The following is a 25,586-nucleotide window of genomic DNA, read 5'->3' as shown; positions in this document are numbered from 1 at the left end:
ACTGAACTGAATAAAGGACATGCGCGGGCAATGTTGATCTATTCCGACGTTCTGGAGCGTCACGAGGCCGACATCCCGGCTGAGGCGGATATGGGCCAGGTGCGTCAGGCTATCGATTCTGCTCATGCGGCGCTGTCAGACCGGCAGAACGAAGACGGACATTGGGTGTTCGAGCTTGAAGCCGATGCGACGATCCCCGCGGAATACGTGCTGCTTGAGCACTATCTCGATCGCATCGACGACGCGAAGCAGGCCCGTATCGGTGTGTATCTTCGCCGGACGCAGGGGACGCATGGCGGCTGGGCGCTCTATCACGATGGCGGGTTCGACCTCTCGGCTTCGGTGAAGGCCTATTTCGCGCTCAAGGCGATCGGTGACGATATCGATGCGCCTCACATGAAGCGTGCCCGTGAGGCCATTCTCGATCGTGGTGGGGCAGCGCGTACCAATGTGTTCACGCGCATCCAGATGGCGCTGTTCGGAGAAGTCCCCTGGCGCGCGACGCCGGTCATGCCGGTCGAGCTGATGCTCATGCCCAAGGCTGCCCTGTTCTCGATGTGGAACATGTCATACTGGTCGCGCAGCGTGGTCGCGCCGCTTCTGGTGCTGCGCACGCTGGAGCCGCGTGCGATCAACCCGCGCAATATTCATATCCAGGAACTGTTCGTTACGCCGCCCGAGGAGGTCAAGGACTGGATTCGCGGCCCGTATCGCTCGATCTGGGGTCACGTATTCAAGAAGGTGGATACGGTGCTCCGGCCCATCGAGCCGCGTTTTCCTGCAGCGCTGCGCAAGAAGGCGATCAAGGCGGCGATCGATTTCATCGAGCCGCGACTGGGCGAAGGCGGGCTGGGTGCGATCTATCCCGCCATGGCCAATGTGGTGATGATGTATCGCGGCATGGGTGTGCCCGACACCGACCCTCGTGTGGAACTGGCCTGGAAGGGAATCCAGGACCTTCTGGTCACCAACGGGGATGAAACCTATTGCCAGCCCTGCGTCTCGCCTGTGTGGGATACGGGGCTTTCCGGTCTTGCCATGGCGGAGGCCGCGTCGGGTCCTGATGCGACACGGCCCAAAGAGACGCGCGAGAAACTCAGACGCAGCATGGACTGGCTGCGCAAGCGTCAGATCCTGAATGTGAAGGGCGACTGGGCCATCAACTGCCCTGATGTGCGTCCGGGCGGCTGGGCCTTCCAGTACGAAAACGACTACTACCCCGATGTGGACGATACGGCTGTCGTCGGCATGCTGCTCAATCGCGAGGATCCGGAAGGCAACAAGGAAGCGATTGCCCGTGCCCGCGAGTGGATTATCGGCATGCAGAGCACCAATGGCGGTTGGGGTGCTTTCGATATCGACAATGATCTGGATGCGCTGAACCATATTCCGTTTGCCGATCATGGCGCGCTGCTCGACCCGCCGACTGCCGACGTCTCGGCACGCTGTGTTTCCTTCCTGTGCGAGCTCGGTTTTGCAGAAGACCGCCCGGTGATCGAGCGCGGCCTGGACTATCTGCGTCGAGAGCAGGAGCCTGAAGGATGCTGGTTCGGGCGCTGGGGCACCAACTATATCTATGGCACCTGGTCCGTGCTCTGCGCCTTCAATATCGCAGGTGTTCCGCATGACGATCCTGCGGTCGAGCGTGCCGTGGCATGGCTGGAGAGCGTTCAGCGCGAGGATGGTGGCTGGGGTGAGGATTGTGCCTCGTACGAGGGCGCCACACCCGGGGAATACGATATGAGCCTGCCGACCCAGACGGCCTGGGCTATTCTTGGCCTCATGGCGGTAGGCCGTCGCGAAACCGCAGCTGTCAAGCGCGGCATTTCGTATCTCGTATCGCAGCAGAACAAGAAGGGCGAATGGGAAGAAAAGCCCTATAACGCGGTCGGTTTCCCCAAGGTGTTCTACCTGCGCTACCATGGTTACAAGCAGTTCTTTCCGCTTATGGCCCTGTCGCGTTTCCGCAATCTTGGGCTGAGCAATTCGGGTCGTGTCGAGCACGGGTTCTGAGATGCTCGGTATACTTGTCGGGCTCAAGGCTGAGGCGCGTCTGATAAGGCCTCATGTGCCCGGGCTCCCCATCGCTCTTAGCGGGGCAACGAAAGAGGGCGCGCAACGTGCGGTTGCGCGCCTGCTTGAAAGCGGCGTTACTTCGTTGCTGTCATTCGGTTGTGCAGCCGGCCTTGCGCCCGATCTCGAACCCGGTGCGATTATCGTTCCGCAATGGGTGATTGCAGAGGGGCAGCGCCTGAAGACGGATGCGGGCCTGTCACGACGGTTTGGCGTGGGAGAGGCCGGTGTCCTGCATGGCGGTATGCTTCATAGCGATACCCTTGTGGCAACGGGGGCCGAGAAGGCGATGCTCTATGCCCGTACCGGCTGTCTGGCCGTCGATATGGAGAGTGGTTTCGTGGCGCGGACCGGATTGCCGTTTGCGGTATTGCGCGTCGTCTGTGACGACGCACGCCGCGATCTGCCGCCCGCAGCGCACGACGTTCTGGCCGATGGGGGTATTTCTCCGCTCAAGCTGGCAGCAAGCCTGGTACGCCAGCCAGGACAGATCCCTGCACTGATGGCCTTGGGGCGCGATGCCTCGTTGGCACGCGACGCCATGGGACGTTTTCTCTCCACACTGCCCTGAACATCGTCCAGACAGGTCAGTCCGGTGACGAAAAGACTGAGGCCTGGCGGATGGACGAAAATACCTGACCGATATCAAGGGTCACGTTACCCCATGAAGCTCAACAGGATTATCGGACTATCGGTGGAATGGTGGTGATACCGAGGAAGTTTTGCATCACGCTCCCGGTATCACCAATCTGTTTAACGATATGACTGTGGCCGAAAATGGGCAGAAATGTTTATTTTGTCCTATTTGTATAAGCAAAATTTTTTATCTCGATTGTCACAAGCAAACTTTGTTCAAGTTATCGCAGTGTGGATGCTTGGTTTTTTGCCCCCGCATCTGCTCTCGTCCGTGGGAGACACGGTCACGCATTGTCGGAAGGGGCCAGATATTTCTCGACCAGTCCGACGAACAGCGCTGCACCGGGGACGATGTTGTCATCGTTGAAATCGAAGCCGCCATTATGTAGCGGTGTGCCGTTGCAGCCCTCGGTACCATTGCCAACGAACCAGTAGCAGCCATTCGGATGGGCTTGCAGCATGAACGCGAAATCCTCGCTTCCCATGAAGGGAGGGCTTTCATGGCAGTGATCCGCTCCGACGATCCCGGATGCGACCTCACGGGCGAAATCGATGGCTGTGCTGCTGTTCACCAGAACCGGGCTGCCATTGAGATGATCGACTATGGCCTCGCATTCATGCGCTTTCGCGATGGCCGCGGCGAGGTCGCTTACCCGTTTGAGAACCAGCTGGCGTGTCGCGTCGGTCATCGTGCGTATGCTCAGAAGCAGCTCGGCCTTGTCAGGAATGACATTGGCGGCGCTACCCGAATTGAGTGCGCCTATCGTTACCACTGCCGGAGCGAACGGGTCGATATTGCGTGACACGATGCTTTGAAGGGCCAGGACGAGCTGGGCGGAAGCCACGACAGGATCATGCGATTTCTGCGGAAAGGCGCCGTGGCCGCCCATGCCATTCAGGGTGATGCGCACCGTATCCGACGACGCCATGCTGGCATCTTTGTGAAAGTAGAAATTGCCGCTCGGATAGCCGGGCATGTTGTGCTGGGCGAAGAGAATATCGCAGGGATATCTGTCGAAAAGCCCGTCATCGATCATGCGGCTTCCGCCACAGAGAAGTTCTTCCGCTGGCTGGAAAATCAGATGCAGGGTGCCATCGAAAGGGCGTTTGTCGGCGAGATATCTGGCGGCGCAGAGCAGCATGGTGGTGTGCCCGTCATGACCGCACATATGCGAGACGCCGGTTTGTGCGCTCTGCCAGGGCAGGCCGGTTTTTTCGAGGATAGGAAGCGCATCCATCTCGGCCCGTAACCCGATGGTTTTTTTGCTCCTGCCATTGCGCAAGGTGGCAACTAACCCGGTACCGGCGAACCCGCGCTCGATCTCATACCCCCAGGATTGCAGTTTGTCGGCCACGATATCGCTCGTGCGTTTCTCTTCGAAGCCGAGTTCAGGATGGGTGTGCAGATCGTGCCGAAGGGCGACGAATTCGCTTTTGAGTGGAGCGAGTGCGTCGAGAAGGGAAGACATGACAGATGCCCTTTTTCGTTGATGTGGCCCCTTGGCAGCGGGGCCTACTTGACTCGGTCAACGATCTGGGGAGCTGGTTGGTTGGTGTGGATCCGGGTTCACAAGACGAGGAGCAGCGCGTCGGTATCGGTGTGCAACCGGACCCGATGCTCTCTAAACCGATGCCCCGGAAACCGACGTCCGGAAAAATCGAGGCAACAGGACCGGAAAAGCGAGGTCCGGAGAAGTGCTTCCCTAGCCTTGGCCAAGGCCGGTTCGGCTGATCAGCACCAGATAGAACAGGAAAACGGCATCGAGACCCAGGACCATAGGGGTGAGACGCACGAACTGACGCGTGACCAGCAGCATCAGGGAGTAGAACAGGAGACCGAGCGCCAGACTGATCATGAAATTACCGGTCAGCACGGCAATAAGCAGCATCAGTGCAGGCGTGAGAAGCGCTTCTTTCGACTGGTTGGCCGCCTGTCCGAGAGCTGAGAGCATGGACAGGCCGACCAGAATCAGGATCGGAGCCGTTGCCTCGGAAGGGATCATGACGATCAGAGGCCAGAAAATGGACGAGGCAGCAAAAAGCAGCGCAACGACAAGGGCTGTCAGGCCCGTACGTCCGCCCGCCTCGACCCCGACGAGGCTTTCGACATAGGCAGAGACGGTACTGGTGCCGAGTGCTGCACCGATCATGCTGGCCGATCCGTCTGCGGCAAAGGCAGCGCGACCGAGCAGTGTCGAGCCATCGGGTTTTGTCAGTCCTGCCCGATTGGCCACGCTGTACATCGTGCCCGTGGCATCGAAGAAGTCGCTGATGAGGAAATAGAGCGTAATCGGCAGAAGCAGTTCGAGGTGAGAAAAGAAATCGCCGAAATTGAACGGGAAAAGCAGCTGTGTCGGATAATGGGGCCATTCCATCGGATGCGTCGGGAGGCTTGCCAGCGCATGGCCATTCTTGTGGACGAACAGGCTGGCGACCGTTACGGCGATAATGGTCAGCAGCATGCCGGCGGGAACGCGCAGCACCATGAAGACGCCAGCGATGAAGAGGCCGAACAGCGTGAGCAGGGCCGAAGGGTCGCTGAGCGCGCCGAAATGAAAGCCATCCGGTGCAACGACGGCCAGATTGCCCGTCACCATTCCGAGCCGTGCAATGAAGATACCGATGGCCACCTGAATGCCGAGGACGATCGGTTCGGGGAAGGCCTGTATGATCTTGTGGCGCAGGCGGGTGATCGAGAGAGCGGTGAAGGCCACGCCGCCGAGGAGCACGATGGTAAATGCCGTACGCACATCGACATGCATCTGCTTGACGACGATCTGCGCGAAAATCGCATTGCTGCTCATTGCCGGAGCCAGGGCAATGGGCATGTTGGCGAAGAGCGCCATGAGAAGCGTACCGCAGATGGCCGCCGCGATGGTCGTCATAATCATGTCGTGCTGCGCCAGGCCGGCATTGGCCATGATGGCCGGATTGACGGCCATGATATACGCCATGGCACCGAACGTGGTCAGCCCGGCGAGAATTTCGCGCTGAACGGTCGAGCCTCTTTGTCCGATCCTGAAATGTCGGTCCAGCCAGGAAGAAAGCGGGGATGAGATCACGTGGGGCGGGCTCCTGGCTTGGGGATGGCGTGGCGTCCTTCTAGGTGGGCACAGGGGCCGTCGACAAGAGGAATGAAGCCCCCGGGAGAACACCCGCTCTTGCCCGTGCAGATCGGGCCCTCTTGTCAGGGGGTGTTACTGGATGGCGCGATACGTATCGCGCAGACCGCTCTGGAGCGGCACAAGAGATCCGTCATTGGGTTCGGGAAGAAGGCCCAGAAGCATCATGACCAGCGGATAGACGTCGACATTATCGATTGTCGGCAGAGTGCGATGCGACATGAAGGCGGGCCCCGAGGCAATGAAGGTGGCAGTCATGGCGGGTGACAGATTGTCATAGCCATGTCCGCCTTTGGAAACACGATCATGCGCATCGCGTGTCAGGGTCCAGCCGGTTTCGGCCAGGCAGAGCCATGCAGGAACGCGGGGATTATGGCCGTATTCCAGGCGTGACGGGATCTGGGCCTTGGGCCAGCATGTCACATGCTGATGTGGGGTGCTCAGCGCTTTCGCAAGCTCACGTTCATGACCCGGGACAGGGTTGATCCCGGCATAGGGACCTGAAGTCACGATGGACATGGTCTGTACAGGCGCAAGGTCTGTCAGCGGAATGACGCGCGACGGGCTCAGCTCGGCCATGCCATGATCGGAGACCACGATGAGATTGGCGAGCACGTGACGTTGTCTGAGCCCTGCAATCAGGGTGGCAAGGGCATCGTCAACAGCGTGTGAGGCTGCACGCGTTTCAGGCGAGAAAGGCCCGTCCACATGACCGTGATGATCGACCCCGTCGAAATAGAGCAGTGAGAGAGCTGGACGCTTTTCCGCCGGACGGTCGAACCAAGACAATACAGTGTCGACTCTCTGGGCGGGTGAGCTTTTCGCATCGAAATGCGACCAGATATCGGGACGCGTATTGAGAATGGGGACATCGGATCCGGGCCAGAAAACGGAGGCGCTCATCAGGCCGTGCATCTGTGCCGTAACCCATGCGGGCGTTCCGTTATCCCACCAGCGCGGATCGTCCACCCCCGTATGTCTTGCGACACTGAAAATTTCTCCCGGAATGTCGGGATCGATCATCGTGTTGCCAACGACCCCGTGGTGATCGGGGCGCAGACCGGTCACGAGCGTGTAGTGGTTGGGGAAGGTGATGGACGGAAACGACGGGTGCATCCGGGCGAAAACCCCGTCATCCGCAAGGGCATCGAGTGTCGGCGTGTCACCCTTTTGCAGGTAGTCCGGACGGAAACCGTCGATGGATACCAGAATGACAGGGGGCAGACCGGAGACAGTGTCGGTTCGTCCTGGGGGCGAGGTGCTCTCGCAGCCAGCCAGACATAGGAACAGGGTCAAGATGAGGGGGATGCGCGCCATGACCGCAGACTGGCAGGATGGCGCGCAGGGATCAATCGTCTTGCATGCGATACGAAAGGGCTAGTTCTGCTTGAGACGCTCTTTCCAGACGGAGTGGATCTGTTTGCGTGTGAGCTTCCGGGCAGGCGGTGCAGGCTTGTTCGCCTGAACGCTGGCGGGGCCGCTCCCGGTTGTGGCGCCGGGTTTGACGCCGGCAGCCGGGTCGGCATTGGCCTTGCCCAGCGCGTCTTCACAGGCGCTGCCCTTGCCGACGCCGAACTGGATGGTGGGTAGAAGAGCGGCAGGCGGGAAAGCGATTGCGAGCCCGGCCGTTGCCGCCGCCCGGCCGATGATCTCGGCACCCGGCATGATGGTGGGGCTTTTCAGCGGACCGGAAATATTGACCCGACCGGGGAAGGAAAGAATGTTGAACGAGGTCGAACGCGTCGTGACGTGATAGTCCAGCGTTTCGTTTCGCAGGTTGACGCTGCCACCCCCGAGGGTACGCGTGTTGTTGGTCATCAGCAGCAGCGAATTCGTGCTGAGAATGCCATTGCGCAAAGGCATGTCGGCAATGAAGCATTTGAGATCGGAGCGCTGCGGAATGCCCAGCGCCGAGAGAATGGCGCTACCGACCTTGAGCCCCATCAGATCGGGCAGCAGGGCGGAGACATCGCCACCATGGTCGACGACGAGCGTGATCCCGCCATCGCCGTTGCCCAGCAGGGAGGCAATGGAATTGCCGGTTGCGGCCAGCGTGATATGCCCTCCGAGCGTTCCCTCGCCCTTGAAGGTTTGCGTTGCCTTCATCAGACGCTGAATGGAAAGACGCGATACATCGACCTTGAAATGGGTCTTGAACTGGCCGTTGGCCACCGGGTCCAGCGCACCGGACAGACCAAGCGTGCCATTGCCGACGGCGAAATTCAGCTTGTTGATCTCGATGGCGCCGTCCTGCACGGCAATATCGGCCACGATATTGTCGAGAGGCATATCCTTGTTCTCGATATGATCGCCCTTATAGACCAGATGGGCATTGACCGAGTTGAGCTTCGGCACATTGATCGGGGTGGAGGGCAGGATACGGTCGCTCGTGGCGGCCTTCTTGCTCTCTTCATGTCCGGGCTTGGCCCCGATAAAGCCGCCAAGATCCTTCAGATCCACGTTGCGTGAGTGAAGGTTGGCATCGACCGTAATAGGCTTGGTCTGCGGGTCGACGGAGATCGTGCCGCCGATGTCCGATGAGCCCATTTTCCCGGCGAAGTTCGTGAAACGGATATGGGCTGCCGTGTAATCGAGATTGCCTGCAATGCTGTAGGACGGTGTCTGCGGAATGGGGATTCCCGTGAGGGCATAAAGGAGCGACATGTCGGGGCCGGCGAAATGCAAAACGAGTTTCGTCCCCTTGAAATGCAGGGGATCGTCGACGGTACCGCGCAGTGTGACATAGGTGGGGCCGTTCTCGAGGCGTGCATCGATCGGATAGGGATGGGAGGCATTCGTCAGGGTCAGCAGAGAGCCGCCCACGATATGTCCCGTAATGGGGGCCTGTGCGTAGCGTCCCTTGAGATCGATGACGATCGTACCGTCCTGATCGCCTTTGACCGGGGTGGTGTGCATCAGCACATGCATGTCGGTTTTGAGCTTGGCGAGGGCCACACGGATATCGCCATCGGTGATGGTCAGGGTTCCGATTTTCGGCAACTCGGTCGACTGGTTCTGCGCTGCAGGGGCAGGCTTCGCGTTCGGGTCTGTGAAGCTGTAATTGTTCCTGCCATTGGCAAGTGCGACGATATCGCCCCTGGGCGTATCCAGAGCAATCAGGGGGATCTCCAGCCCCTTATGGGTGAGATAGCGCCATACATTGACTGAAACGGTCGCTTTTTTCGCGCTGGCGAACAGCTCTTTTTCGGACTCGAAGCCTTCTGGTTGCTGGATTTTGAGATCGTCTACCGAAACGGACGTGGTCAGGCCGAGACGGACATGCAGATGGGCGATCGTCACCGGACGATGAAGCGCAGCGCTCGCGCGTCTGTCGATCAGAGGGACGAACCAGTCCCAGTTCCATAACAGGATGAGCAGAACGAGGAGAACGGCAAGAGCCCCTGAGATAATGCCGAGTACCCGGCGTACAGGGCGTCTCCGCGGCGGGGTCGGGGGATTTCCGGTTTCTGCCACGTGCTCTGCCTTTCTGCTGCATCAGGAACAATTTGCATTCAGGGGCGGGGCCCGGGCACGGCGGAAACGCCATGGCCATACCCCGCCCCTGAAGGCTGTCATGTCCTGATTTACGAGATAAGGGGGGCGGGAGTTCCTTGAGAGGGTCTCTCCCGGCCATTCGACCGGATCCGCAGAGCGGTCAGGGGTGTTTTACGCCGCATACATCCAGGGCGGCAGGAAGCCGCTATAGCGGCTTCCCAGCACTGCGCGGGCCTCGTTCGAGAGGCTTGCAAGGGCGCAGGCCATGGCGTCGGGTTGAGGCGCACGCAGCAGGTCGATGCCGGTGCAGAAATCGTGCAGGCTGTTGCCATGGCCGCGCAGGGCAAGATAGGGGCGCAGTCGTGTCTCAAGGGCCGTGTCGGGGGTGAAGGTGCAGGCGTAGAGCGCAAGAGGCGTTCCGCCTATGAATCCGATCTGACCGTTCTCCATCCGTGCCATGACCTGCCCGTCGGCATGCAGGGTGACCCTCTGCTCGTCCTGCTGTGCGAACGCGTCGTCGCGATGGGCGGGAACGCCGGCGGTTATGTCGACCGGTATCCAGCGCGTCAGACAATCGCCCGAATCGAGAGGGGCGGTATCGTTAGGTGGAAGGAGGAGGAAGCCTGTCTGTGATGTGCGCGATGACAGGTCCGACGCTTCTGTCACGAGAACAATCCGGCTTTGTTCGTGCGAAGAGACTGCAGGAGACAGTACGAGCCCATGTGTTTCAGGATCGTAGACGAGAGTTTCGCCTGACTCTGTACTCAGGGTTGCAAAGTGCAACGGGCGTGGCATGGCAAGACTGCGATGCTCTCTGACCGTAAAGGCGGTTTCAGGCAGGAAACTCAGGCTATTCGCTTTGATATCCTTCTGCAGACGCCAGTAGAGCGCCTCCAGGCTGGAACGCCATAGCCGCGACGCGACCTGACGTGTGGCCTGGCGGAAACGCTGCGCTGCCAGATCCTGCACGTCGTTACGGTTGTAGTGCGACCACAGATCGGGCGCGCTTTGACCGGCACCAAGCCGGGCAAGGCGGCGGGTGTAATGGGTCAGGTTGCGCGTCACATAATGCAGGATACGGGCGCCCTGCCAGCTTGCTGCTCGTGCCGGGTCGAAGGCCGTACCATCGGCGTGGACGTGGCGTGACGGATCAAGCGTGAAATGGCAGCCATCGACGAAATGCCCGGTATAGGCGCCAGGGCGCAGGAAGGTCTTGCCCGCGCGGTGATCGGGGAAATCGAGCTCTGCGCGCTTTGTGTAGGCGGCGATCGGACCTTGGGCAGGGCGACCGACATGACCGTTCGAGCCGAAAACGGACCAGTTGAGCATGATGGCGTCGGCATCGGCAAAGCTATCGAGATAACGGCCGATATCGTCATGATCGTCGAAATAGACGTATTCGTCGCTGTCGAGGCAGATTACCCAGTCGAAACGGGTACGACAGGCTTCCAAGGCCTGAGCGAACGCGTTCGAGCGGCGCTGGGCATGGGATGTGCCTGCATGACGATCGGCACGATGCGCTTCGACAGGGTAAAGTCCTGCGGCGTTCTGGATGATGTCCCAAGTGCCATCGGTTGAATGATCGTCATAGATGATCAGGGCGTTGAAGCCGATGGCAAGGTGATAGGCGATCCACCAGCCGATATCGTCAGCATCGTTCTTGACGAAAAGGACGGCTGCGGCAGAGGCCATATCGTGGTGTTCCTTCTTGTTGTTCTTGGGTTGGACTGATCGTGTCAGTCCATTTTCAGGGCGGCGAGGAACGCGCTCTGCGGAATTTCAACCTTGCCGAACTGACGCATGCGCTTTTTGCCTTCCTTCTGCTTTTCCAGAAGCTTGCGCTTGCGCGAGATATCGCCGCCATAGCACTTGGCCGTCACATCCTTGGACAGGGCGCCCAGCGTTTCGCGCGCGATAATGCGCGAACCGATGGATGCCTGGATGGCGATCTTGAAGAGCTGGCGGGGAATCAGATCCTTGAGCTTGCCGCAAATGGCGCGTCCACGTGTCTCTGCGACGGAGCGATGCGCCACGAAGGCGAGGGCATCGACCGGTTCCTGATTGACGAGAATGGAGATGCGCACGAGGTCGCTCTCTTCATAGCCGTCGATCTGGTAGTCGAAGCTGGCATAGCCGCGTGTCAGCGATTTCAGTCGGTCGTAGAAATCGAACACAACCTCGTTGAGCGGCAGGCGGTAGACGGCCATGGCGCGGTTGCCGACATAGGTGAGATCCATCTGGATGCCACGACGCTCGCTGCAGAGCGTGAGCACACTTCCCAGATACTCGTCCTGAACCAGAATGGTCGCCTTGATCCACGGTTCCTCGATCTTTTCGATCTTGCCGGGGTCGGGCATGTCGGCCGGGTTGTGCAGATCTTCCTGCGTGCCGTTGGTCAGATACATCTTGTAGACCACGGACGGTGCCGTCGCGATCAGATCGAGATTGAACTCGCGCGACAGACGCTCCTGGATGATTTCCAGATGCAGCAGGCCGAGGAAGCCGCAGCGGAAGCCGAAGCCAAGCGCTGCCGAGGTTTCTGCCTCGAAATGGAACGAGGCGTCGTTCAGGCGCAGCTTGGCGAGCGAATCGCGCAGCTTTTCGAAGTCATCGGCATCGATGGGGAAAAGGCCGCACCACACCACGGGGATCGATGGTTTGAACCCGGCGAGAGGCTTCTCGGCAGGGCTGCGATCAAGGGTGACGGTATCGCCCACGGCCACATCGGCCACGGTCTTGATGGCGGCATTGATATAGCCCATCTCGCCCGGACCGAGCGATTCGACGGCTGTCATCTTGGGCAGGAACACGCCGACCTGATCGACATGATAGGTCGAGCCCGCCTGCATCATGCGGATCTTGTCGCCGCGCCTGAGTGTGCCCTCCATGACGCGTACGAGAATAATGACGCCCAGATACGGATCGTACCAGCTATCGACCAGCAGGGCCTGGAGCGGCTTGTTCGGGTCGCCCTTCGGTGGCGGCAGGCGTGTGACGAGGGCTTCGAGCACGCCTTCAATGTTGAGGCCGGTCTTGGCCGAAACCTCGACCGCATCATCGGCGGGGATGCCGACCACTTCCTCGATCTGGGCGCGCACGCGCTCGACATCGGCGGCAGGCAGATCGACCTTGTTCAGAACCGGGACGATCTCGTGATTGGCATCAATGGCCTGATAGACATTGGCCAGTGTCTGCGCTTCGACGCCCTGAGAGGCATCGACCACCAGAATGGAGCCCTCGCAGGCGGCAAGGGAGCGGCTGACTTCATAGGCGAAGTCGACATGGCCCGGCGTGTCCATGAGGTTCAGGATATAGGTCTTGCCATCCTTGGCCGGGTAGGTCAGGCGCACGGTCTGCGCCTTGATGGTGATGCCGCGCTCCTGCTCGAGCTCCATGTTGTCGAGCACCTGTTCCTTCATTTCTCGTGCCGTGAGCGCACCGCAGGCCTGGATCAGACGGTCAGCCAGCGTGGACTTGCCGTGATCGATATGCGCGATGATCGAGAAATTGCGGATCTGGGAGAGGGGCGTGCCGGTCATGGCGCGATACATAAGCGATTGCGCTGTTCTTGTCATTGGGGAGAAACCGCCGCCATACGATTTCTCCCTGACGTTTCATTGCCTGTCCGGGGCCGGTTTTGCGCTTCAGCGATCCGTCAGGCGAAACTCGATGCGCCGGTTGCGGGTATAGGCCGCGGCCGTATTGCCCTGATCGAGAGGCTGATAGTCGGAAAAGCCGGTAGCGGCGAGATGATGCGGGTCCACACCTTCGCGAATGAGCACCTTGACCACAGTGATCGCGCGCGCGCTCGACAGCTCCCAGTTGCTTGGAAAGGCGGTATGGATGGGCTGCTTGTCGGCATGGCCATCCACGCGCAGGATCCAGGGGATATCGGCCGGAATCTGGCTCGAGACCTGCTTGAAGGTATGCGCCAGCGCGGCGATTTCCTTCTCGCCCTGGGGTGTCAGATCGGCACTGCCCTGCGGGAAGAGAATGGAGCTCTGGAAGACGAAGCGGTCGCCGACGATCTCGACGCCCTTCTGGTTTTTCAGGATGTCCTGAAGGCGGCCGAAAAATTCGGAGCGATAGCGCTTGAGCTGATTGACCTTGTCGGCCAGCGCCACATTGAGCCTGTTGCCCAGATCCGTGATCTGCTGGTCGCGCGCCGTGACATCTTTCTTCGCGATATCGAGCGCCTGGCCGATAGCGAGCAATTGCTGGTTGAGCTGTTCGAGCTGCGATTTGAGCTCGGCGATGGTGGCCTGATCGGATTGCGTCGCCTGACCGGCTGCGGCGAGGGCCTGTTCCTTTTCGGCAATCGTGCCGTTCAGTGTGGCAAGCTGCTGCGTGAGGACATCGGCCTGACGTTTGGCGCTGTCGCGATCGGTGGTGAGGCTGGCCACCATGGCGTTGAGCTGCGTGTTCTTGGCCTCTGTCATCGACAGTGTCTGCTGCAGGGCAGCAAGCTGCTGGCGCAGGGCATCGAGCGAATGGGTGCGCTTGCTAAGGGCGACGGACAGGAACTGCTGGCCCAGCACAAAGACAAGCAACACGAAAGTGACGACCATGAGCAGCGTGGAGAGCGCATCCACGTAGCCCGGCCAGGCATTGAGTTCTCCGCCGTGGGAGCTGCGTCTTGAGCGTCGTGCCATGAGAGCCGCCTCGCCTTATTGGGCCGAAGGGGGGACGACCGTCGAACCGCCGGGGCTTGTAGCCGCAATGGTGCGGGCAAGAACGCGCAGATCGTTGCGTATTTCGCCCGCCATCTGGGCGCGGCCACTGTGAAGCTCGTCGATCAGGCGCACGATATGGCCCTCGATTCGGCTGAACTGCTCGCGGCTGTCCTTGGCGTCGTTGAAAGCTGCCGTGCCGGGTGTTGCGGCCTCGCCCACGTGCTTGAGGAACGGCCCTAGAAGGGCCTGCCCTTCAGCGACGCGGTTCATCATTTTCTGGTTGGACTGAAGCAGGTCCGTCATGGCCCTGAGGCGCTCCTGCAGTCCGTCCATGACCTGAAGCTGTTGCATGCGGCTCTCCTCGCTGCGCGAGACGACGTTCTGCAGGGTTTCGAGGTTCTCGGCTGTCTGCTCCAGCAGGGCCTGCACATAGGCGGGGACAGAGGCATCGCCCCCTTCGATCAGGGTGCCGCCCTGCTTGGTGATACCGACCAGCCATTCCTCGACTTCATTGAAGAAACGGTTCTGGGCCTGACCTGCGTTGAGATCGAGGAAGCCCAGGATGAGCGCCCCGGCAAGACCGAACATCGAGCCCGAGAAGGCTGTGGACATGCCGCGCAAGGGTTGAGCCAGATTGGTTTTCAGCTGGCCGAACATGGCATCGAGATTGCCATCGCCAACATTCATGCTTCCAATGACATCAACGATGGAGCTGACGGTCAGGAGGAGGCCGTAGAACGTACCGAGCAGACCCAGATAGATGAGCAGGCTGGTCATGTAGCGTGAGATATCGCGTGATTCGTCCAGTCGACCCGAGAGACTGTCGAGCGTGGCCTGGGCCGATTGATGCGACAGGCTGAGGCGACCCGTCGAGGTGCGGGCTGCCAGATTACGCGCCAGCGTGCCGAGCAGGCGGGGCGGCTCGGGCTGTGCAAGACCGGTGCGGTTGACGCGGAGTTGATCGACCCATTTTACCTCGGGCATCAGGCGCAGCACCGTGCGCAGATTCCACAGGATGCCGATGACGAGTACACCCAGAATCAGCCCGTCCAGCGCCGGATTGGCGAAGAACGCGGCATAGAGCGTCTTGCTGAGCAGGGCAGCCACGGCAGCGACAAGGACCAGAAAGATCCCCATGCGCAGGAGGTAAAGGGTCGGGCGGGTCATGGCGTCGGGGTCCTCGATGCGGTTCCGAACTGGGCTTCAGAAATCGGGGCCGGAACGGCACCCTCGGCAATGATGTCGAGACGGTCTGCCGGCGCGGTTCCGGGCTGGGCCAGGCCGGTCGCACGCGGGTAGATACGCGTCGTGGCTACACCTTCACGGATCAGGATGGAGCGCACGACCAGGGCACGGGCCAGGGCCACGCGCCGCGGTGTGGAAAGATCTTCATTCGTGCCGCTGGCCGAGGCCCAGAGCGTGACACGCAGCGTCGGCTTGGCTGCCAGAATTCTGGCTTCATCGCGCACGGCATCGATCATGGCCTGATTCATGCTGCTGCTATTGGCGTCGAACAGAATGCGCAGGCCGTGGGCCTGTTTCTCGACCTTGCCCTTGGCATCGGGGACGGCCTTGACCTCTTCCGGCGGGACGGGAGGATGCGTCGGGACCGTTACGCCGGGGGGAGGAATGACCACGGGGCGAGGGGGCTGGGCAGGAACATCTGGCGGTGCACCGACACGCTGAGCTGCAGGTAGGCGAGGGGCAGCGGGAGGGGCGCTCTTGCCGGGGAGGCTGGCATCGGCGGCCTGCGGCTTCGGCGACGCGACTTTGTCCGATGACGGTTTTTTCGACGTTTCGTGCGATCCGCCATGAGCGGTATTGCCTGCCTTGCCTGAGGCTGCCCTGGATGGGGCTTTTTGCGGCGCAGGCTTTGCGGCGGGGATCGCGTCATCGTTGGAGGTGACCTGCGCCAGTACAGGCGCACAGGTCAGCAGGACAGCCGGAAAACCGGCCGAGAACAGGAGGGAGAGAAGGATCGGCCGATTCATGACCGGGCGATCCTAATCGCGCTCCCCCTGCGCAAGCAATGGGGAATGAGGTGGGACTGGCTATGGTTCCCTCGCGCGACAGATTTTTTTGAGATCTGTCCGATCCCGCTACAGCCTTTTCTCCTGCCGTCTTGTCTTCGCGGGGCAGGAGAGCGGGCAGGATCGGCGTGTCAGGGGAGAACAGGACCAGCCAGCTGCTAGTCAGGACATGGCGCCCGCCATCCGATAGGGGGGCCCTGCCGGATGATGGTTTATTGTCCTGTTCCGGTTTGTCCTGTTCCAGTCGCCTGGTTCAGGCTTTGCGCGTCAGGGCGTCGAGCACGATGGTGCGGATCGGACCGTGCAGGTTGGCGTTGCCCGCCACCAGCGTGACATCGTTGTCCAGATCGGTGATTTCCTGCCCTTCCGGGTCGGTTACGTAACCGCCGGCTTCACGCACGATCAGAAGACCGGCTGCGCAATCCCAGGGCTTGAGGCCGATTTCCCAGAAAGCTTCATAGCGACCGGCAGCGACCCAGGCGAGATCGAGGGCCGCGGCACCGAAGCGGCGGAAGCCTGCAACATGCGGCATCAGGGCAGCGAGGCTGCGCCCGAAAGGCAGGCGACGATCGGCAGGGGTCTTGGCGAAGGGGATCCCGGTGGCAATGAGCGACTCGGAGAGATCACGACGGGCAGAAACACGGATGCGACGTTCGTTGAGGAACGCACCGACGCCCTTTTCGGCCCAGAACATCTCATTGGCTGCGGGATTGTACACCATGGCAGCGGCAATTTCGGTCGAGCCATCGGGATGACGGCGCTGCAGGGCAATCGAGATGGCCCATTGCGGAATGCCATGCAGGAAGTTTGATGTGCCGTCGAGCGGATCGACGATCCAGCGCCATGTCCAGTTCTCGCCGCCGGATGTGCCGCTCTCTTCCATCAGGAAGGCGTAGCCGGGACGGGCGCGGGCAAGCTCATCACGGATTGTCTGCTCGGCACGCAGATCGGCCTGCGAGACGAAATCGCCCGGCCCCTTGATGCTGACCTGAAGCTGCTCGACTTCGGCAAAATCACGAAGGAGGCGTTTGGCTGCCTTTTGCGCAGCATTCTGCATGACGGTCATATGCGGCGAGAGGCGCATGGCAATAATCCTGATGAGAAACTGTGAAAGAGCAGGGTAGTCTGGTCAAGATAACAGGCTGCGACCCCGGATAGGAAACGGTCGCAAGAGCGGGGGTACGCCTTGCACACCCCCTGTGTCCGGCGGGATCAGCCTTTGGCGCGTTCGACGTAGGATGCGTCATCCGTGCGGACAACCACGCGCTCGCCGGCTTCGATGAAGGGCGGCACCATGGTCTTGACGCCATTGGAGAGCATGGCGGGCTTGTAGGACGAGCTGGCCGTCTGGCCCTTCACCACCGGATCGGCTTCGGTGATTTCGAGCGTGACGTGCGGCGGCAGGGACACGCCGACCGGGTCGCTTTCGACAAGCTTCACGTTCAGTTCCATGTTGTCCTGCAGGAAGGGCAGCTGGTCGCCGAAGATATCCTTGTGCAGCATGACCTGCTCGAAGGTTTCCGGGTCCATCAGGACGATGTTGTCACCATCCGTGTAGGAATAGGTGTAGTCCTTGTCTTCCGTCATCAGGCGCTCGACCGTATCGGCGGTGCGCCAGCGTTCGTTGGTCTTGTTGCCCGTGTTCAGGTCGCGCATTTCGACCTGGATGAAGGCACCACCCTTGCCCGGCGTGATGATCTGCTGCTTGAGAACCGTCCAGCGACGACCGTCATGCTCAATAACCTGTCCGGCGCGAATCAGGTTTGCCTGCTGCTTCATGGAAGAAAGATCCCGGGAATCGTGATGTGGATACGACGGGTCTGTGCCGCCGTGAAAGGCGGGTTTCTAACGAAGCGGGCGCGCAAGAGCAAGCAAGATGCGCCATTGGATACGGTGGGCAGGAACGCGACAGGCGTCGAGCCTGTCATGACGTGCTGCATGTTGTGCATTTGCCAAGTGATGGTTAGAGCGCAGTCATGACTGCACCTGTAACCCGTATTTCTGCCCTGCTTACCTTTGGCCTTGGGCTCATCTGCGGGATTATCGGCCCTGTATCGGTCACACAGGCAGCATTTGCGCAAGCGGTTTTCGACGGATCTGCTCCGGCTGCATCGTCGCAGGGTACGGCGGTAATAGCGTGCGCGCAGGATTTTCCCGAGGCACGCCCACCGGAGCTGAGCGTGCCTGCCCCGATGCAGCACAATCTGTTTTTATGTAATACGGATTTCGCCGTGCTGGTCTCTGGCGTGACTCATGAGCCCGTATGGGTGGCAGAGCATCTGACCCGCGACGAAATCCGTCACGCACAGCATCAGCTCCGTCAGGGCAAGTTTCATGAGGAAACGCGCCAGCCCGAGGATGAAAGAGCGCATCTGGCCGATTATCAGAAATCGGGTTTCGACCGGGGGCATATGATGCCCAGTGGCGATGCGCCGAGCCGGGCCTCGCAGCAGGAAACATTTTCGCTGGCCAATATGGTGCCGCAGACGCCCGACCTCAATCGCGGCTTATGGGCGGGGGTCGAGAAGCGCGTGCGCGAACTGGCCCTGTCGGACGGCGAGGCTTATGTGGTGACGGGGCCGGCCTATCGCACGGCCTCGCCTGCGCGTATCGGTGCAAGCGGTCTGCCTGTGCCGACATCGACATGGAAGGCGGTCTATCTGCCCTCCCGACAGACTGTCTCGGTTTACGTATGCAAGAATACACTGTCGCCCAGCTGCACCCAGGTGCCAGTAGCGACCCTTATCAGGGTCACCGGGGTCGATCCCTTTCCGGCCTTGCCCGCCGCGATGCGTGAGAGCATGACGCATCTGCCCGATCCGCAGGCTGAGCCCTATCATGTCTCGCCGCAGCTGCGTCGCCTGACGCTGCGCGTATTGAAGCATTTTCTGAACGAAATGCTGTCGGGATCTTCACCCCTCTGAGGGCGCCCTGTCCGGTTGCACGTCCCGTGAGGGTGCGTTGTGCAGAGAATGCAGGGTGCCTGCCGGATCCTGCACGGTACCGGGATGGGTATCGGGGCGGTAATAATCGGGGCCCAGAGGGACCTTCCCGGCGCCGCCCGGAATGTCCAGAACATAGGTAGGCCAGGCGAGACCGGTCACACGACCGCGCAGTTTCGCGAGAAGCGCGCGCCCCTCATCGATTGGCACGTGAAAATGTGCGGTGCCGGGAGCGGGGTCAAGCTGGTGCAGGTAATAGGGTTTGATGCGCGCCGTAACGAAGGCACGCAGAAGAGCCTCCAAGGCTTCTTCAGTATCGTTCACGCCGCGCAGCAGCACGGACTGGCTGAGCACGGGGATGGCGCGGCTCTGGATCTGCCGTATGGCGTTGCGTGCGTGCGCGGTTAGCTCACTGGCATGGTTGGCATGCAGAACGACCCACAAGGCGCGGTCGGTTTCCAGCGCATCCAGCAAAGCAGGCGTGATCCGGGCAGGGTCAGCGACCGGTACGCGGCTGTGGATGCGTATGGTCTGTATATGGGGCATGGCAGAAAGCGAGGCGATGATATGGCTCATGCGTCTTGGGCTGAGCATGAGGGGATCGCCACCGGTCAGGATGATCTCGCTTATGGCGGGGTGAGCGGCGATCCAGTCGAGAGCTCTGGTCAGGGCCTCGTCGGAGAGGAGACCGCCATCGGGCCCAACATGCTCGCGACGGAAACAGAAGCGGCAATAAAGCGGGCAGACCAGCAGTGGCTTGAGCAGGGCACGATCGGCATAGCGATGAACGATCCCCGGTACGGGAGACAGGGCATCGTCACCGATCGGGTCGTGAAGTTCCCAGGGGGCCGTGTGCAGTTCGGCGGGGCTGGGCACCACCTGTTTGCCGATCGGGTCATCGGGGTGGGCGATCAGATCGAGAAAGGCTGTGGGAATGGCTGTGGCGAATTGCCCGGCGAGGGTTTCCAGCGCTTCCTGCTGCTCGGGTGGGACAAGACCCCGGTCGATCAGCTGCGACACGGTACGCAGGACTGAGGGGCGTTCGGCAGGAGGTGCCCCTTCGCAAGCAGGCTTGCCGGTGCTGGGCGCTGAGAGGGGATTGACCTTTTCTGGCATCAGGGGGCTGTACTGCAGGCGCATCAGTTTTCGCAACCGGAGAGCGCAGATCATGGCAGGACGAAACGCAATTTCAGACAGGCTGCCGCTTTTGCAGCGTCGTGCCCTGCTCCAGCGTGGCGTACGCGCGTTCTTCGAAGCCCGCGATTATCTTGAAGTCGATACGCCCTGTGCGGTGCCCGTGCCGGGAGAGGAAGTGCATCTGCGCTGCTTTCGCACAGAACTCGAGCATCCGGATGGTACGAGAGAGGCGCGCTTTCTGCATACCAGCCCGGAATTTGCGATGAAGCGCATTGTGGCGGCGACCGGCTTGCCTGTGTTTCAGCTGGCGCGTGTCTGGCGCAACGGTGAGCGCAGCGCCCTTCATGCACCGGAATTCACAATGCTCGAATGGTACAGGCCGGGGGCGGGACTGGACTCCCTGATGGATGAGACCGAGGCATTGCTGCGCCATCTTCTTCCCCCAACGCTGGCTTTGGCGGATACGACGTTGCGCCTGGATGTTCCTTTCGAGCGTCTGACGATGGCGGAGGCTTTTGCGCGTTATGTCGGGGTCGATCTTCTCGGTATCGGCGACGATGCGCAAAGGCTGGCCCGGGAGGCAGGAACCGTATTGCGCGCAGGGGAAAGCTGGGAGGATCTGTTTTTCCGCCTTCTGCTGGAGCGCGTGGAGCCGAGGATCGGCCGCGATCGCCCCACGTTTCTCACGCACTGGCCAGCCGCGCAGGCGGCCCTCTCGCGTCGCGATCCGCTTGACCCGCGCGTCGCGCTGCGTTTCGAGCTCTATGCTGCGGGAATTGAACTGGCCAACGCCTTCGAGGAACTTACCGACCCTGAAGAACAGCGGTCACGTTTCGAGCAGGACCGCGCGAGACGGATGGCTCTGTCTCCGGATCAGGACTGGCCGCTCGATGAGGCATTTCTGCACGATCTGAAGGATCTGCCGCCCTGCAGCGGCATTGCCCTGGGTTTTGACCGTCTTGTGATGCTGGCCACCGGCGCGCCGCGCTTGTGTGACATTATGTGGTTTTCTTAAACCTTCGGATAGCCATGAACCTTTTCTGGGGGCAAACTCGTTCTCATGACCTAAAGTGGCGCCAGCTTCGAACTGATCCGGCAGGCGGCTTCAGCTTCGGAAAGGGTATCAGGATGATGAAGAAAACAGTTTTTCTGTCGTTTGCCGCTTTGCTGACCCTGTCAGCCTGCGACGTGCCGACTGTCCAGCAGCGCAAGGTGCTGGATTCAATGATCGGCAAGACCGATGTGGACGTGCTGCGTACCTTCGGCGTGCCGACACGGACCTATCAGGCCAGTGGGCATGATTTCCTCGCCTATATCGATAACGAAACCAACTACTCCCCCGGCAGCGGTGGCTGGGGCTGGGGCTGGGGCGGCGGCCCCTGGGGTGGTTATGGCGGTTACGGTGGCTGGGGTGGCGGCTGGGGCGGTTACGGCGGCTGGGGTGGTGGTTTTGGCGGTTTCCCGCCGAGCTATTACAATACGACCTGTCAGACGACTTTCGAGCTGACCAATAGTCGTGTGGTCGGCTGGACCATGCGTGGAGATGGATGCTGAACCTGATGGTACCGTTTACGACAAGAATAATAAAAAAACGTCTGATCGGTGGGGCGTTTGTCGCTCTTGCACTGGCCGGTTGCGAGAGCGGTGCGCGACAGGATCCGCTTCCACGTCCGAATTCCCTGACGGCCGTGCAGATGCCTGCCGTCAGCAGCAAGCATATGTATCATGAATCGACCAAGACGGAGACGTCGAGCCCGGTCGCTTATGACCAGCCGCCGACATTTTCGATGAATGATCGCCCTCTGCTGGAGAACATCACGACGTCGCTTGAGCTGGCCGATTACCGTCAGGCGCTCAGACAGGCGGGGATCTTCCCCCTGCTTGGCCGCAACGGACCGTTCACTGTCTTCGCCATTCCGAATGAGCCGTTCGAACGCTATGCAAGACAGGTGCCTGGCGGTTTGATGAATGCAGCCAATGCGCCGGCGCTGAAGCAGTTGCTGAGCTACACGATCGTCCGTGGCAACTGGTCGCCCCGGAAGATCGCCAGAACGATGGCGCATTTCAAGACCGATCGTATTGCGCTCAAGACGCTTGGCGGCGATGTGCTGACCGTGCAGCAGGATGCTTCGGCCGGACAGTTCGTGCTTGCCAATACGACAGGACATGTTGCGAAGATCTGGCTGAACGGTGCGCCGCAGTCCAACGGTACGCTTTACATCATCCAGGATATTCTTCCGCCGCGCGGCTGACGATTGCCGTCAGTCTGGCTCCGGCTTCGTCTGCATCGACGAAGCTGAGCGGCACTGCCAGAAAATCGACATTGGCCTTGAACATGGCCAGAGCCTGTTCTCTGGTTTCGATATCCTCGGCAATGACGGGCAGTTCCATCATCTGCGACCACCATGCAGCCAGATCGGGTGCATTGGGCGCAATGGCGATGTAATCGGCGCCCAGTTCGCCAGCGCTCATCGCATCGTCACGGCTCGTTCCACAATACACGCCAAGTTGCAGGTCGCGCCCCAGCTCTTCGCGGGCTGTCGGACATTGTGTGGGGCTGCCGGTAAGATGAACGCCATCGCATCCGAGTTCGCGTGCCAAAGCGGGGAGGTCGGTCAGGATCAGCGCCGTACCGTGGGCCTGAACGGTGTCACGAATGGCTTCGACGCAGCTTCTTGCGCGCTTCTCATCGGTTGTGCTCAGGCGAAGGGCGGCCGGTGTCCAGCGTTCCAGAACCTTTGCCAGATCGGCCAACTCACGGGAGGGGTCGAAATCCGGCATTGTAACCAGATAGAGTTCGCAAGGCAGCATGAGGGGAATCCGTCCGATGGGGCGCTCAGGTGTCGGGCGCAAGATACTGGTGAAGCTGGGCTATCCGGTAAGCGTTATAGGGCGGTCTGCCAAGAGTGAGCGCCTGTGGGCGACTTGTCAAAATATGGCCGCCGCAAAGGCGTGCCATGTCCTTTACGGTTTCGAGGCAGGGGCCCGTTGCCGTGCAGATCACCCATGTTTCGCCAGCGCGCAGCGCAGATGCCGCCAGAGCGGGAGCATCGTCGGCATCGAAAATAACAGGCATCTTCAGCCCCAGGGTGAGGGCTTGCCACCAAGGCACGCCCATGATCCTGCCGAGACCGGGAGCCGGAACAAGGGCATAGGGTGAAAACGCCTCTCCTGACGGGAGGTGGGCGATCAGAGAGTTATCGTATAGCGCGACAGCCTTGTGCGGGAGTATGGACGACGGCTTCATGCTTGACCTCCTGACAGGATAAGGGCTTCCTTAGCAACACAGCAAAACGGGCGCGTATGATGAGGGTGCTTTGACGGATCAGATCGAGATTGCCAATGAGGCGACCAGACCCGAAGAGCGGATCGAGCAGGCTCTCGATCGTATTGCCTATGCCCTTCATCATCCGAAGGTGACGACACAGCCGGACCCTGTCGACCTGCAGCCTCTGGCAGCGAACATAGAGGCGCTTCGCCTGCGCGTGCGTGACCTGATTGCAGGTCTCGACGATGAGGAGGGCCTATAACCATGGCTCAGGTTACCCTACGTCTGAATGGCTACTCCTATACGATCGGCTGCAAGGATGGCGAAGAACGTTACCTGCAGGACCTTGCCCGTCAGGTGGAGCGCCGTATCGAGCGCGTGCGCGGACTGGGAACGCAGGGTGGAGAGGCCTGGACACTGGTCATGGCCTCGCTCCTGATGGCGGACGAACTTCATGATCTTGCCAAGGAAATCCTGCCGAGCACGACCAGTGAGCGGGTCCAGCGTGCCGAACGCCTCATTGCCGAGAACGAATCGCGCGAGCAGAAGCTTAATTTGCTCGCAGAACGGGCTGAGGGCATTGCAGCCGAGCTGGAGAGTGCCTAGTTAGTGTCGGGTGGAACTGCCCGGTACGTCAGGCAACTCAACCCCTGGGCCGATAAGCACTTCCTTAGGGAGCTGGCTCTGTCGTGATCGTGGTCATGATATCTGGCGCCCACCTGCGTGAGCAGGTCCGGGAGGGCTGAAAGACCGACGGCCATGGTGGTTCCACACATCGATATCGACCGGCAAAAGCAGGCTCTGCGTCGCGTTATGCGGCAACGCCGTATCGATCATCCCGATTCCCCCCTTGTCATATCCGTCTTGAACGAGCGTCTTGCTGCCGAGGTGCTGGCTGAGACGCAGGCGTTGAAAATAGGCTGTGTCTGGCCCTTGCCGGGTGAAGCCGATCTGCGTCCGCTCTGTCATGCGCTGCACGTTGCAGGGCGTGAGGTATTTCTGCCGGAGACGACGCCCAAAGGCGACGCTCTGGTTTTCAGGCAATGGACCCCGCAGGCGGCGATGATTGCCGGAAGATACGGCACGACGCATCCCGATGGGGTGTGCGATAGGCCCGATCTGGTGCTTGTGCCGTTGCTTGCATTCGATCGGACGCTCAATCGTCTGGGCTATGGGGGGGGATATTATGACCGCACCCTGGCGCAGCTTGGCTGTCGTGCCTTTGGCTTTGCGCTGTCATGGCAGGAAGTCGGGCAAGTGCCGACCGGTATTCACGACCATGCGCTGGAGCGGATCGTGACCGAAAAAGAAACCATCAGGAAACAGGCCGGGGAAGGCAAAGCAGAGTGAGACTACTTTTTCTTGGAGATATCGTCGGACGTTCAGGGCGTGAGGCTGTCATGGCGCGTCTGCCGGAGTGGCGTGAGACTCTGAAACTCGATGTCGTTGTGGTGAACGGTGAGAATGCCTCTCACGGTTTCGGTCTGTCATCGGCGATCGCGACCGATCTGTTCAAGGCGGGGGTGGATGTCATCACGCTGGGCAACCACGCCTGGGACAAGAAAGAGCTGCTGCGCGATATCAATTCGGAGCCGCGCATTATTCGCCCTCTGAACTTTCCGCAGGGTACGCCCGGGCAGGGATCCTATGTGATTGTGCTTCCCAACGGGCGCAAGGTGCTGGTGATCAACGTCATGGGACGTCTGTTTATGGACCCGCTCGACGATCCGTTCCGTTCTGTCAGCGAGCTTCTGTCACGTCACAAGCTGGGAATGACGGCTCACGCCATCATCGTGGACCTGCATGCAGAGACCGGCAGCGAGAAAATGGCTTTCGGGCATTATCTGGATGGCAAGGTGTCGCTGGTGGTGGGCACGCATACGCATGTGCCGACGGCCGATTACCGTATTCTCTCGAAGGGGACGGCCTATCAGACCGATGCCGGGATGTGCGGCGACTATGACAGCGTGATCGGCATGGGCAAGGAGGCCTCGCTTTACCGTTTCGTACGCAAGTTGCCCGGCGAGCGTCTGCAACCGGCTGAGGGCGATGCGACGGTGTGCGGGGTGTTTGTCGAGACAGATGACCGCACGGGTCTAGCGACACGTATCGACGCTGTTCGCTCTGGTGGTCATTTGAGTGTGTCGTTTCCTGTGGTTTGAGATTGTTGGTTGGGATTTTTGCTTTTTTTTGGACTTTTTTGGTTTGGA

General features: G+C 60.5%; 24 protein-coding genes and 1 other RNA gene. 11 read left to right on the top strand and 14 right to left on the bottom strand.

Features of this window, described 5'->3' with window-relative positions; translation table 11 throughout:
- Positions 1-90 precede the first annotated feature (90 nt).
- Together shc and NF685_RS13895 are read left to right on the top strand one after the other, a co-directional pair.
- On the top strand, positions 91-2,013 hold the full coding sequence (shc, locus tag NF685_RS13900) for a squalene--hopene cyclase (protein ID WP_252850109.1): 1,923 nt from the start codon (positions 91-93) through the stop codon (positions 2,011-2,013).
- Between the two features lies 1 nt (position 2,014).
- Entirely contained in the window at positions 2,015-2,644 is a 630-nt protein-coding gene (locus NF685_RS13895; RefSeq protein WP_222548438.1) for a nucleoside phosphorylase-I family protein, read from the top strand.
- A 349-nt stretch (positions 2,645-2,993) separates the two neighbouring features.
- Here the strand turns inward: NF685_RS13895 and NF685_RS13890 are convergent, their stop codons facing one another.
- From NF685_RS13890 to efp, 11 genes are all read right to left on the bottom strand, one after another.
- A complete protein-coding gene (locus NF685_RS13890) occupies positions 2,994-4,178 on the bottom strand; it encodes a M20 aminoacylase family protein (protein ID WP_222548437.1) in 1,185 nt (394 codons plus the stop codon).
- A 234-nt stretch (positions 4,179-4,412) separates the two neighbouring features.
- A complete protein-coding gene (locus NF685_RS13885) occupies positions 4,413-5,771 on the bottom strand; it encodes an NCS2 family permease (RefSeq protein WP_252850088.1) in 1,359 nt (452 codons plus the stop codon).
- Between the two features lie 135 nt (positions 5,772-5,906).
- The gene (locus tag NF685_RS13880; RefSeq protein WP_252850087.1) at positions 5,907-7,148 is read right to left on the bottom strand and encodes an alkaline phosphatase family protein; all 1,242 of its coding nucleotides are present in this window, start codon (positions 7,146-7,148) and stop codon (positions 5,907-5,909) included.
- 60 nt (positions 7,149-7,208) lie between these two features.
- Complete coding sequence (locus NF685_RS13875) at positions 7,209-9,305, bottom strand: AsmA family protein (RefSeq protein WP_252850086.1); 2,097 nt, start codon at positions 9,303-9,305, stop codon at positions 7,209-7,211.
- A gap of 192 nt (positions 9,306-9,497) precedes the next feature.
- Positions 9,498-11,018, bottom strand: coding sequence for a glycosyltransferase family 2 protein (locus NF685_RS13870; protein WP_252850085.1), 1,521 nt, complete (start codon positions 11,016-11,018; stop codon positions 9,498-9,500).
- A gap of 44 nt (positions 11,019-11,062) precedes the next feature.
- Entirely contained in the window at positions 11,063-12,865 is a 1,803-nt protein-coding gene (gene lepA, locus NF685_RS13865) for a translation elongation factor 4 (RefSeq protein WP_222548600.1), read from the bottom strand.
- Between the two features lie 105 nt (positions 12,866-12,970).
- Complete coding sequence (locus NF685_RS13860) at positions 12,971-13,978, bottom strand: peptidoglycan -binding protein (protein ID WP_222548432.1); 1,008 nt, start codon at positions 13,976-13,978, stop codon at positions 12,971-12,973.
- A 15-nt stretch (positions 13,979-13,993) separates the two neighbouring features.
- Positions 13,994-15,166 carry a flagellar motor protein MotA gene (locus NF685_RS13855; protein ID WP_252850084.1) on the bottom strand — a complete coding sequence of 391 codons (1,173 nt, stop codon included), beginning with the start codon at positions 15,164-15,166 and terminating at the stop codon, positions 13,994-13,996.
- Positions 15,163-15,990 carry an OmpA family protein gene (locus NF685_RS13850; protein WP_252850083.1) on the bottom strand — a complete coding sequence of 276 codons (828 nt, stop codon included), beginning with the start codon at positions 15,988-15,990 and terminating at the stop codon, positions 15,163-15,165. The genes NF685_RS13855 and NF685_RS13850 overlap by 4 nt, the downstream gene beginning before the upstream one ends.
- Positions 15,991-16,282: 292 nt before the next feature.
- Complete coding sequence (locus NF685_RS13845) at positions 16,283-17,113, bottom strand: inositol monophosphatase family protein (protein ID WP_252850082.1); 831 nt, start codon at positions 17,111-17,113, stop codon at positions 16,283-16,285.
- A gap of 128 nt (positions 17,114-17,241) precedes the next feature.
- The gene (gene efp, locus NF685_RS13840) at positions 17,242-17,808 is read right to left on the bottom strand and encodes an elongation factor P (RefSeq protein WP_252850081.1); all 567 of its coding nucleotides are present in this window, start codon (positions 17,806-17,808) and stop codon (positions 17,242-17,244) included.
- A 197-nt stretch (positions 17,809-18,005) separates the two neighbouring features.
- Here efp and NF685_RS13835 point away from each other — a divergent pair, with 197 nt between their 5' ends.
- Complete coding sequence (locus NF685_RS13835) at positions 18,006-18,953, top strand: DNA/RNA non-specific endonuclease (protein WP_252850080.1); 948 nt, start codon at positions 18,006-18,008, stop codon at positions 18,951-18,953.
- Here the strand turns inward: NF685_RS13835 and NF685_RS13830 are convergent.
- Positions 18,942-20,087, bottom strand: coding sequence for a lysine-2,3-aminomutase-like protein (locus NF685_RS13830; RefSeq protein ID WP_373317843.1), 1,146 nt, complete (start codon positions 20,085-20,087; stop codon positions 18,942-18,944). The genes NF685_RS13835 and NF685_RS13830 overlap by 12 nt on opposite strands.
- Before the next feature lie 52 nt (positions 20,088-20,139).
- Here NF685_RS13830 and epmA point away from each other — a divergent pair, with 52 nt between their 5' ends.
- The 3 genes from epmA to NF685_RS13815 all read left to right on the top strand — a co-directional run bounded on the left by epmA (position 20,140) and on the right by NF685_RS13815 (position 22,360).
- Positions 20,140-21,123 (top strand): EF-P lysine aminoacylase EpmA, encoded by a 984-nt coding sequence (gene epmA / locus NF685_RS13825; RefSeq protein ID WP_252850078.1) that lies wholly within the window; start codon positions 20,140-20,142, stop codon positions 21,121-21,123.
- A 113-nt stretch (positions 21,124-21,236) separates the two neighbouring features.
- Positions 21,237-21,662 (top strand): hypothetical protein, encoded by a 426-nt coding sequence (locus NF685_RS13820; protein ID WP_373317842.1) that lies wholly within the window; start codon positions 21,237-21,239, stop codon positions 21,660-21,662.
- Between the two features lie 5 nt (positions 21,663-21,667).
- A complete protein-coding gene (locus NF685_RS13815; RefSeq protein WP_252850077.1) occupies positions 21,668-22,360 on the top strand; it encodes a fasciclin domain-containing protein in 693 nt (230 codons plus the stop codon).
- On the opposite strand, the gene NF685_RS13810 is transcribed toward NF685_RS13815, so the two are convergent.
- Both NF685_RS13810 and NF685_RS13805 read right to left on the bottom strand, forming a co-directional pair.
- Entirely contained in the window at positions 22,329-22,919 is a 591-nt protein-coding gene (locus NF685_RS13810; protein ID WP_222548424.1) for a thiamine phosphate synthase, read from the bottom strand. The genes NF685_RS13815 and NF685_RS13810 overlap by 32 nt on opposite strands.
- A gap of 25 nt (positions 22,920-22,944) precedes the next feature.
- Positions 22,945-23,355, bottom strand: a complete 411-nt coding sequence (locus NF685_RS13805) for a hypothetical protein (RefSeq protein WP_252850076.1) — start codon at positions 23,353-23,355, stop codon at positions 22,945-22,947.
- A gap of 70 nt (positions 23,356-23,425) precedes the next feature.
- Here NF685_RS13805 and NF685_RS13800 point away from each other — a divergent pair, with 70 nt between their 5' ends.
- The 5 genes from NF685_RS13800 to NF685_RS13780 all read left to right on the top strand — a co-directional run bounded on the left by NF685_RS13800 (position 23,426) and on the right by NF685_RS13780 (position 25,538).
- Positions 23,426-23,638 (top strand): hypothetical protein, encoded by a 213-nt coding sequence (locus tag NF685_RS13800; protein ID WP_222548422.1) that lies wholly within the window; start codon positions 23,426-23,428, stop codon positions 23,636-23,638.
- A 2-nt stretch (positions 23,639-23,640) separates the two neighbouring features.
- The gene (locus NF685_RS13795; protein ID WP_222548421.1) at positions 23,641-23,982 is read left to right on the top strand and encodes a cell division protein ZapA; all 342 of its coding nucleotides are present in this window, start codon (positions 23,641-23,643) and stop codon (positions 23,980-23,982) included.
- 10 nt (positions 23,983-23,992) lie between these two features.
- Positions 23,993-24,149, top strand: a non-coding RNA gene (ssrS, locus tag NF685_RS13790) — 6S RNA.
- A complete protein-coding gene (locus tag NF685_RS13785) occupies positions 24,136-24,726 on the top strand; it encodes a 5-formyltetrahydrofolate cyclo-ligase (RefSeq protein WP_252850075.1) in 591 nt (196 codons plus the stop codon). The genes ssrS and NF685_RS13785 overlap by 14 nt, the downstream gene beginning before the upstream one ends.
- Positions 24,723-25,538, top strand: a complete 816-nt coding sequence (locus NF685_RS13780; RefSeq protein ID WP_222548419.1) for a TIGR00282 family metallophosphoesterase — start codon at positions 24,723-24,725, stop codon at positions 25,536-25,538. Before NF685_RS13785 ends, NF685_RS13780 begins: the two co-directional genes overlap by 4 nt.
- Positions 25,539-25,586 lie beyond the last annotated feature (48 nt).

It is taken from the genome of Asaia lannensis NBRC 102526, from assembly GCF_024054035.1.
GTDB lineage: Bacteria > Pseudomonadota > Alphaproteobacteria > Acetobacterales > Acetobacteraceae > Asaia > Asaia lannensis.
This window is presented reverse-complemented; position numbering and strand designations above follow the sequence as displayed.

What these genes read in the sequence shown, in the direction of transcription:
- shc (WP_252850109.1), top strand. Translation starts at nt 91, where the DNA reads ATGGGCCAGGTGCGTCAGGCTATCGATTCTGCTCATGCGGCGCTGTCA.
- NF685_RS13895 (WP_222548438.1), top strand. Translation starts at nt 2,015, where the DNA reads ATGCTCGGTATACTTGTCGGGCTCAAGGCTGAGGCGCGTCTGATAAGG.
- NF685_RS13890 (WP_222548437.1), bottom strand. Translation starts at nt 4,178, where the DNA reads ATGTCTTCCCTTCTCGACGCACTCGCTCCACTCAAAAGCGAATTCGTC.
- NF685_RS13880 (WP_252850087.1), bottom strand. Translation starts at nt 7,148, where the DNA reads ATGGCGCGCATCCCCCTCATCTTGACCCTGTTCCTATGTCTGGCTGGC.
- NF685_RS13870 (WP_252850085.1), bottom strand. Translation starts at nt 11,018, where the DNA reads ATGGCCTCTGCCGCAGCCGTCCTTTTCGTCAAGAACGATGCTGACGAT.
- lepA (WP_222548600.1), bottom strand. Translation starts at nt 12,865, where the DNA reads ATGACCGGCACGCCCCTCTCCCAGATCCGCAATTTCTCGATCATCGCG.
- NF685_RS13860 (WP_222548432.1), bottom strand. Translation starts at nt 13,978, where the DNA reads ATGGCACGACGCTCAAGACGCAGCTCCCACGGCGGAGAACTCAATGCC.
- NF685_RS13855 (WP_252850084.1), bottom strand. Translation starts at nt 15,166, where the DNA reads ATGACCCGCCCGACCCTTTACCTCCTGCGCATGGGGATCTTTCTGGTC.
- NF685_RS13850 (WP_252850083.1), bottom strand. Translation starts at nt 15,990, where the DNA reads ATGAATCGGCCGATCCTTCTCTCCCTCCTGTTCTCGGCCGGTTTTCCG.
- NF685_RS13845 (WP_252850082.1), bottom strand. Translation starts at nt 17,113, where the DNA reads ATGCGCCTCTCGCCGCATATGACCGTCATGCAGAATGCTGCGCAAAAG.
- efp (WP_252850081.1), bottom strand. Translation starts at nt 17,808, where the DNA reads ATGAAGCAGCAGGCAAACCTGATTCGCGCCGGACAGGTTATTGAGCAT.
- NF685_RS13835 (WP_252850080.1), top strand. Translation starts at nt 18,006, where the DNA reads ATGACTGCACCTGTAACCCGTATTTCTGCCCTGCTTACCTTTGGCCTT.
- NF685_RS13830 (WP_373317843.1), bottom strand. Translation starts at nt 20,087, where the DNA reads ATGCCAGAAAAGGTCAATCCCCTCTCAGCGCCCAGCACCGGCAAGCCT.
- epmA (WP_252850078.1), top strand. Translation starts at nt 20,140, where the DNA reads ATGGCAGGACGAAACGCAATTTCAGACAGGCTGCCGCTTTTGCAGCGT.
- NF685_RS13820 (WP_373317842.1), top strand. Translation starts at nt 21,237, where the DNA reads ATGATGAAGAAAACAGTTTTTCTGTCGTTTGCCGCTTTGCTGACCCTG.
- NF685_RS13815 (WP_252850077.1), top strand. Translation starts at nt 21,668, where the DNA reads ATGGTACCGTTTACGACAAGAATAATAAAAAAACGTCTGATCGGTGGG.
- NF685_RS13810 (WP_222548424.1), bottom strand. Translation starts at nt 22,919, where the DNA reads ATGCTGCCTTGCGAACTCTATCTGGTTACAATGCCGGATTTCGACCCC.
- NF685_RS13805 (WP_252850076.1), bottom strand. Translation starts at nt 23,355, where the DNA reads ATGAAGCCGTCGTCCATACTCCCGCACAAGGCTGTCGCGCTATACGAT.
- NF685_RS13795 (WP_222548421.1), top strand. Translation starts at nt 23,641, where the DNA reads ATGGCTCAGGTTACCCTACGTCTGAATGGCTACTCCTATACGATCGGC.
- NF685_RS13785 (WP_252850075.1), top strand. Translation starts at nt 24,136, where the DNA reads ATGGTGGTTCCACACATCGATATCGACCGGCAAAAGCAGGCTCTGCGT.